The organism is Pseudomonas sp. nanlin1, from assembly GCF_045571515.1.
Taxonomy (GTDB): domain Bacteria; phylum Pseudomonadota; class Gammaproteobacteria; order Pseudomonadales; family Pseudomonadaceae; genus Aquipseudomonas.
Window position 1 is genome coordinate 4,066,957 of the sequence record NZ_CP124218.1, and the last position, 14,951, is coordinate 4,081,907.

At 60.3% G+C, this 14,951-nt stretch carries 11 protein-coding genes and 4 tRNA genes; 2 read left to right on the forward strand and 13 right to left on the reverse strand.

Annotated elements, in window-relative coordinates; translation table 11 throughout:
• Window positions 1-36 precede the first annotated feature (36 nt).
• The 4 genes from leuB to leuC are packed head-to-tail and all read right to left on the reverse strand — an operon-like array spanning window position 37 to window position 4,060.
• A complete protein-coding gene (gene leuB / locus QCL65_RS18655; RefSeq protein ID WP_407311325.1) occupies window positions 37-1,116 on the reverse strand; it encodes a 3-isopropylmalate dehydrogenase in 1,080 nt (359 codons plus the stop codon).
• Window positions 1,117-1,169: 53 nt separating this feature from the next.
• Complete coding sequence (locus QCL65_RS18660; protein WP_407311327.1) at window positions 1,170-1,928, reverse strand: class I SAM-dependent methyltransferase; 759 nt, start codon at window positions 1,926-1,928, stop codon at window positions 1,170-1,172.
• 57 nt (window positions 1,929-1,985) lie between these two features.
• Window positions 1,986-2,630 carry a 3-isopropylmalate dehydratase small subunit gene (leuD, locus tag QCL65_RS18665; RefSeq protein WP_407311329.1) on the reverse strand — a complete coding sequence of 215 codons (645 nt, stop codon included), beginning with the start codon at window positions 2,628-2,630 and terminating at the stop codon, window positions 1,986-1,988.
• The gene (gene leuC, locus QCL65_RS18670) at window positions 2,627-4,060 is read right to left on the reverse strand and encodes a 3-isopropylmalate dehydratase large subunit (protein ID WP_407311331.1); all 1,434 of its coding nucleotides are present in this window, start codon (window positions 4,058-4,060) and stop codon (window positions 2,627-2,629) included. Before leuC ends, leuD begins: the two co-directional genes overlap by 4 nt.
• A 139-nt stretch (window positions 4,061-4,199) precedes the next feature.
• On the opposite strand from leuC, the gene QCL65_RS18675 reads away from it, so the two are divergent.
• Both QCL65_RS18675 and QCL65_RS18680 read left to right on the forward strand, forming a co-directional pair.
• Window positions 4,200-5,078, forward strand: a complete 879-nt coding sequence (locus QCL65_RS18675; RefSeq protein ID WP_407311333.1) for a LysR family transcriptional regulator — start codon at window positions 4,200-4,202, stop codon at window positions 5,076-5,078.
• A gap of 62 nt (window positions 5,079-5,140) precedes the next feature.
• Entirely contained in the window at window positions 5,141-8,428 is a 3,288-nt protein-coding gene (locus QCL65_RS18680; RefSeq protein ID WP_407311335.1) for an EAL domain-containing protein, read from the forward strand.
• Window positions 8,429-8,485: 57 nt separating this feature from the next.
• On the opposite strand, the gene QCL65_RS18685 is transcribed toward QCL65_RS18680, so the two are convergent.
• The 9 genes from QCL65_RS18685 to uvrB form a co-directional block, all read right to left on the reverse strand.
• A complete protein-coding gene (locus tag QCL65_RS18685; RefSeq protein WP_407311337.1) occupies window positions 8,486-8,932 on the reverse strand; it encodes an Hsp20 family protein in 447 nt (148 codons plus the stop codon).
• Window positions 8,933-9,047: 115 nt separating this feature from the next.
• Window positions 9,048-10,007 (reverse strand): tRNA dihydrouridine synthase, encoded by a 960-nt coding sequence (locus QCL65_RS18690; RefSeq protein ID WP_407311339.1) that lies wholly within the window; start codon window positions 10,005-10,007, stop codon window positions 9,048-9,050.
• On the reverse strand, window positions 9,998-10,453 hold the full coding sequence (locus QCL65_RS18695; protein WP_407311341.1) for an acyl-CoA thioesterase: 456 nt from the start codon (window positions 10,451-10,453) through the stop codon (window positions 9,998-10,000). The genes QCL65_RS18690 and QCL65_RS18695 overlap by 10 nt, the downstream gene beginning before the upstream one ends.
• A gap of 116 nt (window positions 10,454-10,569) precedes the next feature.
• Window positions 10,570-10,645, reverse strand: a tRNA-Glu gene (locus QCL65_RS18700).
• A gap of 44 nt (window positions 10,646-10,689) precedes the next feature.
• Window positions 10,690-10,765, reverse strand: a tRNA-Ala gene (locus QCL65_RS18705).
• A 53-nt stretch (window positions 10,766-10,818) separates the two neighbouring features.
• A tRNA-Glu gene (locus QCL65_RS18710) sits at window positions 10,819-10,894 on the reverse strand.
• Window positions 10,895-10,964: 70 nt separating this feature from the next.
• Window positions 10,965-11,040 (reverse strand) — tRNA-Ala (locus QCL65_RS18715).
• Window positions 11,041-11,146: 106 nt separating this feature from the next.
• Entirely contained in the window at window positions 11,147-12,622 is a 1,476-nt protein-coding gene (gene gltX, locus QCL65_RS18720) for a glutamate--tRNA ligase (protein WP_407311343.1), read from the reverse strand.
• Between the two features lie 98 nt (window positions 12,623-12,720).
• A complete protein-coding gene (gene uvrB, locus QCL65_RS18725) occupies window positions 12,721-14,736 on the reverse strand; it encodes an excinuclease ABC subunit UvrB (RefSeq protein ID WP_407311345.1) in 2,016 nt (671 codons plus the stop codon).
• Between the last annotated feature and the right edge of the window lie 215 nt (window positions 14,737-14,951).

The window sequence follows — 14,951 nt, forward strand, 5'->3', positions numbered from 1 at the left end:
AAGTGGGCCGCTGCTCACGGCAGCGGGCCCAAGAGATTACAGATTCCGCAGCGCGGCGACTACCGCGTCGCCCATTTCCTGAGTACCCACCTTGGCACAACCTTGTGACCAGATGTCACCGGTGCGCAGACCTTGGTCGAGGACCAGGCTAACCGCTTTCTCGATGGCATCAGCGGCGGCCAGCTGGTTGAAGCTATAGCGCAGCATCATCGACACCGACAGGATAGTCGCCAGCGGGTTGGCAACGCCCTGCCCGGCGATGTCCGGTGCCGAACCGTGGCACGGTTCGTACATGCCCTTGTTCTGCGCATCCAGCGAAGCAGAGGGCAGCATGCCGATGGAGCCCGTGAGCATGGAAGCTTCGTCGGACAAAATGTCGCCGAACAGGTTGTCGGTCACTATCACGTCGAACTGCTTGGGCGCCCTGACCAGTTGCATCGCGGCGTTGTCGACATACATGTGGCTGAGTTCAACGTCGGGGTAGCCCTTGGCAACGTCCTCGACCACTTCACGCCACAATTGGCTAGAGGCCAGGACGTTGGCTTTGTCCACCGAGCACAGCTTTTTGCCGCGCACCCGGGCCATGTCGAAGCCGACCTGGGCGATCCGGCGGATCTCGCTCTCGCTGTAAGGCAAGGTGTCGTAGGCCTGACGCTCGCCGTTGGCCAGTTCACGCACGCCACGCGGGGCGCCGAAATAAATACCGCCGGTCAACTCACGGACGATAAGGATATCCAAACCCGCGACGATTTCTGGCTTGAGGCTCGAGGCATCTGCCAGTTGTGGGTAGAGAATCGCTGGGCGCAGGTTGGCGAACAGGCCCAACTGCGCGCGAATTTTCAACAAGCCACGCTCGGGGCGAATGTCGCGCTCGATCTTGTCCCATTTAGGCCCGCCCACAGCGCCCAACAGCACGGCATCGGCCTGACGCGCCCGCTCCAGGGTGGTATCGGCCAGGGGCACGCCATGTTGGTCGATGGCAGCACCACCGATGACGTCATGTTCCAACTCGAACTTCAGCTGGAACTTGTCGTTGGCCAGTTCCAGTACCTTGACCGCTTCGGCCATGATTTCCGGGCCAATGCCATCACCGGGGAGAATCAGAATCTTGCTCATGCTTTCCTCATTCGCTGCGGGGTACGGGTTTGCGGCCCCGCCCCGTTGGTCATTTATCGTTGGGCCCACAGCACCAGCACATCGGTGCTGAAAGAGCCGTGTTCATCGATTTGGTAATAGTCGCGTACTTCAGCGCCCATGGCGCGCTGTAACTGCCGAATGGCCGCGCGCATCACTTCAGGGGTGCGCATGCGCTCAACCCAGGATGTGTACTCCAGATGCAACCGTTGGCGGCTGTGGCTGCGCACCTGCAAGCCGGCTTCGTTGACCTGGCGCAGCCATTCGCCTGCCGAATAATCACGTACATGACTGGTGTCGCGCAGCACTTCGACAGTTTGCAAATAGGTGTCGAGCAAAGCGCTGCCCGGCGACATGACATCGATCAGGCAGGCTACGCCACCGGGCTTGAGCACACGCCGCACCTCGCGCAGGGCCAAGCCCAGATCACTCCAGTGGTGCGCCGAATAGCGACTGAACACGTAGTCGAATTCGCCGTCAGCGAAGGGCAACCGCTCAGCCGCCCCGCACTGGGTGCGGATGTTGCTAAACCCGCGATCAATGGCCGCCTGGGCGACCACATCGAGCATGGCCTGGGAGAGATCATAGGCGATCACCTCCTTGACCAACGTCGCTACCTGAAAGCTCACATGCCCGGCGCCGCAGCCCAAATCCAGCACGCGCGCCTGGCCCTGCCCCGTCAGCTCAGCCTGTAACAGGGCGAACTCTGTGCCTTGGGCATGCACGGCGCTGCTGAGATAGGCCTTGGCCTGCTCGCCGAACTGACGCTGGACAACTTGGCTGTGGCTGCTCACAAGGAAAACCTTCAATGGCTGGCGGTGGATTCATCGGGGGCAAGCCCCCCGATGCTTTCAAGCGTCGCGAAACAACCACGGCTGGCTCGCGCGATGACGCACTTCGAAGCTGGCGATCGCTTCGTGGTCTTGCAAGGTCAGGCCGATGTCGTCCAAGCCGTTGAGCAGGCAATGCTTGCGAAATTCATCCATTTCGAACCGATACACCGTGCCACTGGGGCTGATGACCGTTTGCTCGGCCAGGTCTACGGTCAATTGATAACCTGGGTGGCTGTCCACCTCTTGGAACAGCTGCTCCACTTCGGCATCGCCGAGGATGATCGGCAACAGCCCGTTCTTGAAGCTATTGTTGAAGAAGATGTCCGCGAAGCTGGGGGCGATCACGCAGCGGAAGCCGTACTCGTCCAGCGCCCAGGGCGCATGCTCGCGGCTGGAGCCGCAACCGAAGTTTTCCCGCGCCAACAAGATGCTAGCTCCTTGATAACGCGGTTGATTCAGGACGAACTCCTGGTTCAGCGGGCGTTTGGAGTTGTCCTGGTAAGGCTGGCCGACGTCCAGGTAACGCCACTCGTCGAACAGATTGGGGCCGAAGCCGGTACGCTTGATCGACTTGAGAAATTGTTTCGGAATGATCTGGTCGGTGTCGACGTTGGCCCGATCCAACGGCGCTACCAGGCCCGTGTGCTGAGTAAAAGCTTTCATGCTGCACTCCCTTCGATCATCTTGCGAACGTCGATAAAACGGCCGGTCACTGCAGCAGCAGCGGCCATCGCCGGGCTGACCAAATGGGTACGCCCGCCCGCCCCCTGGCGCCCCTCGAAATTGCGGTTCGAGGTAGAGGCGCAATGCTCGCCTGACTCCAACCGATCCGGGTTCATGGCCAGGCACATGGAGCATCCGGGCTCGCGCCACTCAAACCCGGCTTCGAGGAAGATTTTGTCCAAACCTTCCTGTTCGGCCTGGGCTTTGACCAGGCCGGAACCGGGCACAACGATGGCCTGCTTAATGGTCGAGGCGACTTTGCGGCCCTTGGCAATCGTTGCCGCGGCACGCAGGTCTTCGATGCGCGAGTTGGTGCAAGAACCGATGAACACGCGGTCGAGCTGGATATCGGTGATGGCCTGGTTCGCGGTCAGGCCCATGTACTTGAGGGCACGCTCGATAGAGCCACGCTTGACCAGGTCAGCCTCACGGGCGGGGTCCGGGACGTTCTGGTCGACCGCCAGGACCATTTCCGGCGAGGTGCCCCAGCTGACTTGCGGCTTGATCTGCGTGGCATCCAGGCGTACTACAGTGTCGAACACGGCATCGGGGTCCGAGACCAAGTCTTTCCAGGCTTCTACGGCCAGGTCCCATTCGGCGCCACGGGGGGCGAACGGGCGGCCCTTGACGTAAGCGATGGTCTTCTCATCGGCCGCCACCATCCCCACCCGCGCACCGGCCTCGATGGACATATTGCAGATGGTCATGCGGCCTTCTACGGACAGGTCGCGAATGGCGCTACCGGCAAACTCCATGGCGTGACCATTGCCTCCAGCGGTGCCGATCTTGCCGATCACCGCCAGTACGATGTCTTTCGCGGTGACGCCAAATGGCAACTGGCCTTCGACCGACACCAGCATGTTTTTCATTTTCTTCGCCACCAGGCACTGGGTGGCCAGCACATGCTCCACCTCGGAGGTGCCGATACCGTGGGCCAAGGCGCCAAAGGCACCGTGGGTAGAGGTGTGGGAGTCGCCGCATACAACGGTCATGCCCGGCAAAGTCGCGCCCTGCTCCGGGCCAATGACGTGGACGATGCCCTGGCGCACGTCGTTCATCTTGAATTCGGTAATGCCGTACTCGTCGCAGTTGTCGTCCAGGGTCTGGACTTGCAGGCGCGAGACCTGGTCAGCAATGGCCTCGATGCCGCCCTTGCGCTCCGCAGTGGTGGGCACGTTGTGATCGGGCGTGGCGATATTGGCATCGATACGCCAGGGTTTGCGCTTGGCCAGCCGCAAGCCTTCGAAAGCCTGGGGCGAAGTCACTTCATGGATGATGTGACGGTCGATGTAGATCAGCGACGAGCCATCGTCGCGCTGCTTGACCACGTGTGAATCCCAGAGCTTGTCGTAGAGCGTTTTGCCGGCCATCGGACGGTTCCTCATCAGGGTGTTGCTATTTTCTGTGCCAATAACCGCTTGGCTTGTAGGGATGAATATTATGGGGTTAACTTGGATAACTCAAATTCATAATTTTCATGCTTTGCATAACCATTAGGAATTCGCACCCGTGGACTTGGCCAATCTCAATGCGTTTATCGCGGTCGCTGAACTGGGCAGTTTTTCCGGGGCCGGCGAGCGTCTGCACCTGACCCAGCCGGCGATCAGCAAGCGCATCGCTGGCCTGGAACAGCAACTGGACGTACGCCTGTTCGACCGACTCGGCCGTGAGGTCAACTTGACCGAATTCGGCCGCGCGCTGCTGCCACGCGCCTATCAGATTATCAACGTGCTCGACGATACCCGCCGCGCCCTGGTCAACCTGAGCGGCGCGGTCAGTGGGCGCCTGACTTTGGCCACCAGCCACCACATTGGGCTGCACCGCCTGCCGCCGTTGCTGCGCACCTTCACTCGCCTCTACCCCGCCGTGGCCCTGGATATTCAGTTCCTCGACTCGGAAGTGGCCTACGACGAAATCCTCCATGGCCGTGCCGAATTGGCAGTGATCACCTTGGCCCCCATGCCCCACCCGTTGGTCAAGGCCGTAGCCGTCTGGGACGACCCACTCGACTTCGTGGTGGCGCCAGAACACAGCCTGGCCCTCAAGAAAGACGTCAGTCTGGCCGATATTGCTCATCATGCTGCGGTTTTTCCTGGCGGAAATACCTTTACTCACCACATTGTGCAACGGCTGTTCCAGCAACAAGGTTTGGCGCCCAACATCGCCATGAGTACCAATTATCTGGAAACCATCAAGATGATGGTCTCCATCGGCCTGGCCTGGAGCGTGCTACCGCGCACCATGCTCGATGAGCAAGTGGTCACCCTTAACCTGCCCGGCCTGCAGTTGACGCGGCAACTCGGTTACATCGTGCATACAGAAAGAACATTGTCGAATGCCGCCAGGGCTTTCATGTCGCTGCTGGATGCCCAGGGCGAGCTATCCTGAAGCGCATGTGCGCATCAGCAATCCACCACTAGGAAGCTTCATCGGCTAAAGGTCTGCCGCCCATGCACAAGTCCATCCAACGCTCGCCGCGTTTACCGCGCATCGATTCGGCGGCGCCCGACGATTCAGAACAGTCCTGGGAAAGCGCGCCACAATTGCTCGCCGCGCTCAACGGCGCGCGCCTGGGCGCTTGGCTATGGGATTTCGACAGCGGGATGATCAGTTGGTCACGGGGTACGCGCATCCTGTTCGGGCTGGACCAGGAACAGAGCATGCCCGAGACCATCGACTACCTCGACCTGCTGCCCCCCGAAGACCGCTACCGCACGCGCAAAACCTTCGAGGCGCTGATGCGCGGTGAATCCGTCGCCCAGGCCATGCGCCATAGGATCCGCTGGCCCGATGGCAGCGTGCACTGGGTAGAGGTCAGCGGCAGCCTGTCCATTGGCAAGTCAGGCCAACGCCAGATGATCGGCGTGGTGCGGGAAATCACCCAATTACGTGAACGCGAAAGCGCTTTAATCAACTCCGAAAAACGCTTCGCCTCGTTGTTTCACCTGAGCCCCATCGTCGTTCTGCTCACCCGCCGGCATGACGGCAAAATCGTCGAGGTGAACAAAGCATTCGAGAAAGTATTCGGCTGGGCGGGCCACCAGATCGTTGGCAAGACCACCCTGGAACTCGACATCTGGGTCGACCCACAGGAGCGTGCGCGCATTCTGCTGGCCACAGAGGGCACCAGTGAACCTTACACCACACAATTGCAAATGCGCGTGAGCTCTGGGCAGATCAGCGATGGCATCCTGACTATGCAAAATATCGAACTACAGGGTGACCACTATTTACTCAGCACCTATATGGACACCAGCGAGCGCCAGCGCGCCGAACAGGCACTCAAGGACAGCCAAGAGCGCCTGGACCTGGCCCTGGCCTCGGCACAGATGGGCACCTGGGACTGGCATATCCCCAGCGGCATGCTCTATGGCTCGGCCCGCGCAGCCCAACTGCACGGCCTGCCAGATGCGCCATTTCACAATGAATTCGAAGCGTTTTTCAAAGGCGTGTCGGCTCAGGACCAAGTCCGCATGCGGCAGGTTTACCGCGGGCTGTGCGACGAAGGCACCACCGATTGCCAGCAGATTACCTACCAAGTGCACCTGCCCAGCGGCACATCGCACTACATCGAGAGCCGCGCACGCCTCTATCGCAATGCTGACGGTCAACCATTGCGCATGGCCGGGACCATGCTCGACATTACCGAGCAAGTCGAGCGCGAACGCCGCCTGAGCAGCTCGGAAGAAAAATTCGCCAGCCTGTTTCAAGCCAGCAACGACCCCATTTGCGTGACCCGGCAAAGTGACGGCCAGTTTATCGAGGTCAACGAACGCTTCACGCAGGTGTTCGGCTGGGAGGCGAGCCAGCTCAAGGGGCACACGGCACAAGACATCGGCTTCTGGGCCGACACCAATCAAAGCGTGCAACGCGTTACCCAAGTGATCCGCGAGCGCGCCCTCAGTAACGTTGCGATAGAAGTCCGCCACCATGACGGCCATGCCCTGACCTGCATGATTTTCAGCCGCCTGATCCAGGTCGACGGGCAAGCCTGCGTGGTCACCACGTTGCGTGACATTACCCAGCAACAGCGCGCCGAAGCCGCCCTCAAGGCCAGCGAAGAAAAATTCGCCAAGGCGTTTCACTCAAGCCCCGATGCTATCACCATCACTGAGCGCGGCACCGGCCGCTACCTGGAGGTTAACGACGGCTTCACACGCCTGACCGGGCATCAGCCCGAGGACGTGCTCGGCCGCACCGCCGAAGAGGTGGGCATTTGGGCCGACGATAAGCAACGCGAACGTCTGATCAGCGTCTTGAAGGCCCAAGGCCGCGTCTATCACCTGGAGATGCTAGGGCGCAGCCAACGGGGTGATTTGCTGGTGCTGCAAGTCTCAGTCGAACCCATCATCCTTAACGACATCCCTTGCCTACTGCTGACCGCGCGGGACATCAGCCAACTGAAAAACGCCGAAGCGCGGATTCGCCACCTGGCCTACCACGACCCGTTGACCAACCTGCCCAACCGCCTGCTGCTGATGGACCGCTTGAGCCAGCAGATCAACCTGTTGGGCCAAAGCACTCGGCGCGGCGCCCTGCTGTTTCTTGACCTCGACCACTTCAAGCACATCAACGACTCGCTCGGCCATCCGGTGGGCGACACAGTGCTGAAGATCATCACCGCCCGCCTGGAGGCCAGTGTGCGCCTGGACGACACCGTGGCGCGCCTGGGCGGCGACGAGTTCGTGGTGTTGATCGGCGGGCTTGAAGGCAGCTACGACGAAGTCGCGGCCAACGTTCAGGAGGTGGCCGATACCCTACGCTCGTTGCTGGCCGAACCCATGTCGCTGGACGGGCAACGCCTGCAGGTCACGCCCAGCATCGGCATGGCGCTGATACCTGACCACGGCAGCACACCGGCTGACCTGCTCAAGCGCGCCGACATCGCGCTGTACAAGGCCAAAGACTCCGGGCGCAACACCAGCCAGCTATTTCACCCCAGCATGCAAAAGGCCGCCAGTGACCGCCTGCAGATGGAAAGCGACTTGCGCCTGGCGCTCAATCGCGGCGAATTCAGCCTCAGCTATCAACCCCAGGTCGATGCGCGCGAGAACCGTATCGTCGGAGCCGAGGCCTTGCTGCGCTGGCAACACCCACTCAATGGGGCGCAATCGCCGGCCGACTTCATCCGCGTGCTGGAAGACAGCGGGATGATCCTGGAGGTGGGCAGTTGGGTGCTGGAAGAGGCCTGCCGAGCCTGCGCCGAGCTATTTGGTGAAGGCTTGATCGATGTCGGCCATTTCAGCCTGTGCGTGAACATCAGCCCGCGCCAGTTCCGCCAGAGCGATTTCGTCGAACGCATTCAGCACAGCCTGAACCAGCATCACCTGCCCTATACCCTGCTCAAACTGGAAATCACCGAAGGCATCGTGATTCAAAACCTGGAAGACACCATCAGCAAAATGCATCAGCTCAAAGCCCTAGGTGTGAGCTTTGCCATGGACGACTTCGGCACGGGCTATTCCTCGCTCACCTACCTCAAGCGGCTGCCGGTGGACGCGCTCAAGATCGATCAATCGTTCATCCGCGACGCTACCACCGACCCTAACGATGGGGAGATCGTGCGCGCCATCGTCGCCATGTCCACCAGCCTGGGCCTGACAGTGATCGCCGAGGGCGTGGAACGGGACGAGCAGTTGGCGTTTCTGCAAGGGCTGGGCTGCCACTTGTACCAAGGCTACCTGCACAGCCGGCCGTTGAGCCTGCCGGCTTTTCGTGATTTGCTGCGTGATAAATAAGGGCCAAACAAAAAGGCCGGGGGCACGCGTACGCCGCCCCCGGCCTTTAGTTATCGCTTACTGCAGCGAAGGCTTGCTGGCAGAACCAATGGCAATGCGCTTGGCTTTGGCCTCTTCAGGCACAACCCGCAGCAAGTCGATGGCGAGCAAGCCGTTGGCCAGGTCGGCGCCCTTGACCTCAATATGGTCGGCCAGGCGGAACGACAGCTTGAACGCCCGTTGGGCGATGCCCTGGTGCAGGTAGGTGACGCTCTCGGCCTGGTTTTCGCGCTTGCCGCCGCTGACGGTCAACACGCCCTTCTCGACCTGCAATTCCAGGTCTTGCTCTTGAAAGCCCGCTGCGGCAATCACGATGCGGTATTGGTCATCGCCATGCTTTTCCACGTTGTAGGGTGGGTAGCTGCTGGCGGAATCATTGCGCGCCGCCGATTCGAACAGGTCGTTAAAGCGGTCGAAACCTACGGAATGGCGGAACAGTGGTGCGAGAGAAAATGCAGTAGTCATGTGAATCTCCTGAAATGATCAGCAAGGTTTTATCTCCGCGACCCGACTTCGGCATCGCGTACAAAAGAGATAGGGACCGGGCAAAACATTTCAAGAGAACCTACTAAAATTTTTTTCAAGCGGCCTGCGGCAGCGGCAACCCCAGCAGTTGCGCGACCCGGTCACAGTCTTGCTCGCGACGCACCAGGGTGAACAACTCCACCGCCTGCGGATAAGTGCGGGTGAGCATCGCCAACCATTGCTTGAGCCGCCCCGGTGCCTGGCGCGGGGTCAGTTGCGCGCGGGCCTGCAGCCAAAATTGGCGAATCAATGGCAACAATTCGGCCCATGTCATTTCTGGCAGCTCCACACCCGCCTGAGCAGCAGCGATCTGCCGAGCCAGGTCAGGGCGCGAAACCAGCCCGCGACCCAGCATGATGTCGCGCGCACCACTGACTTCGCGGCAGCGGCGCCAGTCATCGACGGTCCAGACCTCACCATTGGCATACACAGGCACCTTGACCGCGTCCTGTACCCGCGCCACCCACTCCCAGTGCGCAGGCGGCTTGTAGCCATCCACCTTGGTGCGGGCGTGGACCACGATCATCTCGGCGCCGCCTTCAGCCAAGGCAGTGGCGCAGTCCATGGCACCGTCCGGGCTGTCGAAACCCAGGCGCATTTTTGCCGTGACCGGTATGTGCGCCGGCACGGCACGGCGCACCTCGCAGAGAATGCGATGGAGCAGCTCGGGCTCTTTAAGCAACACCGCCCCGCCCCGCGACTTGTTGACGGTCTTGGCCGGGCAACCGAAGTTCAGGTCGATCACCGGTGCGCCCAGGCTGCAAGCCACTGCGGCGTTGTCGGCCAGGGCCTGGGGGTCGGAACCCAGCAATTGCACACGCAATGGCACACCGGCCGGGGTGACCGCCCCCTGCCGCAGTTCAGGCGCGAACCCATGGAAATAGCTGGGCGGCAACAGGCGGTCATTGACCCGGATAAACTCGGTGACACACCAGTCAATGCCACCCACCTGGGTCAGCACGTCACGCAGAATGTTGTCGACCAGGCCTTCCATGGGCGCCAGGGCTATTTGCATGCGGGGGTCTCACTTGCACGGGTCAGGCCTTGGCCGTAACCGTCAATGAATTCGGCCGGCATGCGCTTGGGCTTGCCGGTGGACAATTGGATGCAGACAAAGGTTGTGCGGGCGCGCAACAGGGTCGCACCGTCGGCCGGGCGCACCAGTTGAAACTCCCGGTGCATGGTCAAGCGTCGATCCCACTGCACGATCCAGGTCGCCAATGACAACGCGTCACCTTCGTAGGCGCTGGCCAGGTAGTCGATTTCATGGCGCATGACTGCCATCGCTCGGTCGAGGCGACGGTATTCGCACAGGTCCAGGCCGAGCCGTTGCGAATGGCGCCAGGCACTGCGCTCTAGCCAGCTGACGTACACAGCATTGTTGGCATGGCCGAGGCCGTCGATATCGTCGGGCCCGACTTCCAGCTCGATGACGAATGGCGTGGGCTTGTCCCAATTCATGTGCGCTCCGCTGATAGGCTGCAAAGGCAGTTTACGAAGATTGGGTGACGTAGAAAAAACAAAAGGCTCATTCAATATTCGAATGAGCCTTATAAGTCCCGCAGAGCGGGTAAAAGTGGCGTCCCCTAGGGGACTCGAACCCCTGTTACCGCCGTGAAAGGGCGGTGTCCTAGGCCACTAGACGAAGGGGACGCATAACCTTCGAGCAGACTCGCTTATAGCGAACCCTGGCAAATTGGTGGAGCTAAACGGGATCGAACCGTTGACCTCTTGCATGCCATGCAAGCGCTCTCCCAGCTGAGCTATAGCCCCGAATTTATCGCCTTGCGGCGGGATGCTGGCTTCACCCGGCATCTCTGTGAATCTGGCGTCCCCTAGGGGACTCGAACCCCTGTTACCGCCGTGAAAGGGCGGTGTCCTAGGCCACTAGACGAAGGGGACAAACCTTCTACCATGATCAGTCTGGATCTGATCGGGCTGAAGTCAAATGACAACTTCAAACCTTGGAATTTGGTGGAGCTAAACGGGATCGAACCGTTGACCTCTTGCATGCCATGCAAGCGCTCTCCCAGCTGAGCTATAGCCCCAAACAACGTGTTGCTGTGTGGACGGGGCGCATGTTAAGTGCCGCCCGCCCCGCTGTCAAACTTATTTTTATCGAAAAGCGATTTTTTTTACCGCGTTTACAGGGACTTACCGTTCACCCAGCAATTTCTCCCATTCCTTGTTTTCTTTCTTCGACACCCCGCCCAACAGATCCAGTGCCTGGCGCAAGCGGAAGCGGGTCAGGTCCGGGCCAAGGATCTCCATAGCATCGAGCACCGACACGGAACTGGCCTGGCCGGTGATCGCCGCGAACATTAATGGCATCGCGTCGCGCAGCTTCAGCTGCAAACCGTCGACCACGGCCTGGATGCAGCCGGTGATACGGTCTTTTTCCCAATGCCGCAGGCTTTCCAGGCGCCACAGGATCAATTGCATGACCTGGCGAACTTGGTCCGACGACAACCGCTTGCTTTCGAACAGGCGCGCGTCGAGTTGCAGGCTGCCGGCGAAAAAGAACGCCCCCAATGGCGCGATCTGGCTGAATGTCTCAACCCGGCCCTGTACGTGCGGGGCGATTTTCATCATGTATTGCGGGTTGAACGCCCACTGCTGCACCCGCGCGGCAAACTCCTCCACCGGCAGGTCACGCAGCCACTGGCCATTGAGCCAGGAGAGCTTTTCGATATCGAAAATTGGCCCGCCCAACGAGACTCGCGACAGGTCGAAATGCTCGACCATCTCGCTCAGGGAAAACTTCTCGCGCTCGTCAGGCATCGACCAGCCCATGCGCCCCAGGTAGTTGAGCATCGCTTCAGGCATAAAGCCCATGCGCTCGTAGAAGGTCACCGAGGTCGGGTTCTTACGTTTGGACAATTTGCTCTTGTCGGGGTTACGCAGCAACGGCATGTAGCACAGCTGAGGCTGCTCCCAACCGAAATATTCGTAGAGCTTCATCAATTTAGGCGCCGACGGCAGCCACTCTTCACCGCGTAACACGTGGGTGATGCCCATCAAGTGGTCATCGACCACGTTGGCGAGGAAATAGGTGGGCAGGCCATCGGTCTTCATCAGCACCTGCATGTCCATGCGATCCCATGGAATCTCCACGTCACCGCGCAACATATCCGGCACCACGCACACGCCCTCAGTGGGCACTTTCATGCGAATCACGTGGGGCTCACCGGCCGCTAGCCGGCGCTGCACTTCTTCTGCCGAGAGCAATAGAGCGCGGCCATCGTAGCGTGGGGTTTCGCCGCGGGCGGTTTGCTCGGCGCGCATCTGATCCAGTTCTTCAGCGGTGCAGAAACACGGAAACGCGTGACCCAGGTCGACCAATTGCTGGGCATATTGCTGGTAGATGGCCCCCCGCTCGCTCTGCCGATACGGGCCATGCGGGCCGCCGACGTCCGGGCCTTCGCTCCACTCGATGCCGAGCCAGCGCAGGGCGTCGTAGATCTGCTGCTCGGACTCGCGGGTCGAACGCAGCTGATCGGTGTCTTCGATACGCAGAATGAACTCGCCGCCATGCTGCTTGGCGAAGCAATAGTTGAACAGGGCGATATAGGCCGTGCCGACATGGGGGTCGCCAGTGGGCGATGGGGCGATACGCGTACGAACGGTCATGGAGGGTCTCGAGCAGTCGAATCAAAAGCGCAATGGTAGCAGGGGTAAGCGGTCGGGCTCCAGAAGTGCGCTACAGCGCGGCACCGACCGATTTTTGCTTACACCTTGAGTAGCCGGTCACGCAGCTTGCCGATTTCGTCACGCATCTGCGCAGCGGCCTCGAACTCCAAGTCGCGGGCCAACTGGTACATTTTCTCCTCCAGTTGCTTGATGCGTTTGGTGATCTCCCCGGGGGTCCGCAGCTCGTTTTCGTAACGGGCATTTTCCTCGGCGGCTTTGGCCATGCCTTTGCGCTTCTTGCTGCGCGAGCCTGGCACCGTGGCCCCTTCCATGATGTCGGCGACGTCTTTGAACACGCCTTTGGGGGTAATGCCATTGGCCGTGTTGAAGGCGATCTGCTTGTCGCGACGGCGTTCGGTTTCGCCAATTGCCCGTTCCATGGAGCCAGTCATGCGGTCGGCGTACAGAATCGCCCGGCCATTGAGGTTACGCGCAGCCCGGCCGATGGTCTGAATCAACGAGCGCTCGGAACGCAGGAAGCCCTCTTTGTCGGCGTCGAGAATGGCCACCAGTGACACTTCGGGCATGTCCAGGCCTTCGCGCAACAAGTTGATCCCGACAATCACATCGAAGGCACCGAGGCGCAGATCGCGGATGATCTCGACGCGCTCGACGGTATCGATATCGGAGTGCAGATAGCGCACGCGAACGTCATGGTCGGCCAGGTAGTCGGTCAGGTCTTCGGCCATGCGCTTGGTCAGCACCGTGACCAGGATGCGGTCATCGGTGGCCACGCGCTTGCGGATCTCGGACAGCAAATCGTCGACCTGGGTCGTGGCTGGGCGTACCTCGACTTGTGGGTCGACCAGGCCCGTGGGGCGCACCACCTGCTCAATGATCCGCCCGGCGTGCTCGGCCTCATAGTTGCCTGGAGTGGCCGAAACGAAAATAGTCTGGGGGCTGACCCCTTCCCATTCGTCGAAGCGCATCGGCCGGTTATCCAAGGCCGATGGCAGGCGAAAGCCATATTCCACAAGGGTTTCCTTGCGCGAACGGTCGCCCTTGTACATGGCGCCCACCTGCGGAACGCTGACGTGGGACTCGTCGATGACCAGCAGGGCATCGGCGGGCAGGTAATCGTACAGCGTGGGCGGTGCTGCCCCGGAAGGCCGACCAGACAGGTAGCGCGAGTAGTTTTCGATACCGTTGCAGTAGCCCAGCTCCAGGATCATCTCCAGGTCGAAGCGCGTGCGTTGTTCGAGCCGCTGGGCCTCGACCAGTTTGTTCTGGCCGCGCAAATACTCCAGGCGCTCCTGCAATTCGGCCTTGATGCCCTCGACCGCCCCAAGCAGGGTTTCCCGCGGGGTCACATAGTGGCTCTTAGGGTAAAAGGTAAAGCGCTGCAGCTTGCGGGTGACTTCTCCGGTCAAGGGATCGAAGGCGGCAATGTTCTCGACTTCGTCGTCGAACAATTCGATCCGAATGGCCTCGAGGTCGGATTCGGCCGGGTACACGTCGATGACATCGCCGCGCACACGGAACGTGGCGCGGGCGAAATCCATTTCATTGCGGGTGTACTGCAGGTCGGCAAGGCGCCGCAACAAGGCGCGCTGGTCAAGCTTGTCGCCACGGTCGATGTGCAAGACCATTTTCAGGTAGGTCTCGGGGCTGCCCAGACCATAGATGCACGACACGGTGGTGACAATGATCGCGTCTTTGCGCTCAAGCAAGGCCTTGGTGGCCGACAGCCGCATCTGCTCGATATGGTCGTTGATCGAGGCGTCTTTCTCGATAAAGGTGTCAGACGAGGGCACGTAGGCTTCTGGCTGGTAGTAATCGTAATAGGAAACGAAATACTCCACCGCGTTGTTCGGGAAAAACGCTTTGAATTCCCCGTACAACTGAGCGGCCAGGGTTTTGTTCGGCGCCAGTACCAGGGTCGGGCGCTGCACCTGGGCAATCACGTTGGCAATACTGAAGGTCTTGCCTGAGCCCGTCACCCCTAGCAGGGTCTGATGCGCCAGACCGGCTTCGATGCCTTCGACCATCAGGCGGATCGCTTCGGGTTGATCGCCCGCAGGCTCGAAACGGGTAACGAGTTGAAACTCGGACATGGAAAACCTCGCAATGCAGCGCTGGCCCCGAACGGGGCGCAGCGTGGCAGGATACTGTATTTATATACAAGTAAGGCTTGTCATACTGACTTTCAAGACAAGCCCCACACATGGCTAGGGTATTTCCTTGCAGCCCGACCGACGGGCACTGACCTGAAAATCCGAAAAACCTGACCAAAATGACTCAACGACGGTCGCGATGCCCCCCAAGCCTC

Bases quoted from the DNA above. Each gene is read 5' to 3' on its own strand.
- QCL65_RS18680 (WP_407311335.1), top strand. From the start codon at position 5,141: ATGCACAAGTCCATCCAACGCTCGCCGCGTTTACCGCGCATCGATTCG.
- gltX (WP_407311343.1), bottom strand. From the start codon at position 12,622: ATGACCGTTCGTACGCGTATCGCCCCATCGCCCACTGGCGACCCCCAT.
- QCL65_RS18695 (WP_407311341.1), bottom strand. From the start codon at position 10,453: ATGAATTGGGACAAGCCCACGCCATTCGTCATCGAGCTGGAAGTCGGG.
- uvrB (WP_407311345.1), bottom strand. From the start codon at position 14,736: ATGTCCGAGTTTCAACTCGTTACCCGTTTCGAGCCTGCGGGCGATCAA.
- leuD (WP_407311329.1), bottom strand. From the start codon at position 2,630: ATGAAAGCTTTTACTCAGCACACGGGCCTGGTAGCGCCGTTGGATCGG.
- leuB (WP_407311325.1), bottom strand. From the start codon at position 1,116: ATGAGCAAGATTCTGATTCTCCCCGGTGATGGCATTGGCCCGGAAATC.
- QCL65_RS18685 (WP_407311337.1), bottom strand. From the start codon at position 8,932: ATGACTACTGCATTTTCTCTCGCACCACTGTTCCGCCATTCCGTAGGT.
- QCL65_RS18690 (WP_407311339.1), bottom strand. From the start codon at position 10,007: ATGCAAATAGCCCTGGCGCCCATGGAAGGCCTGGTCGACAACATTCTG.
- leuC (WP_407311331.1), bottom strand. From the start codon at position 4,060: ATGGCCGGCAAAACGCTCTACGACAAGCTCTGGGATTCACACGTGGTC.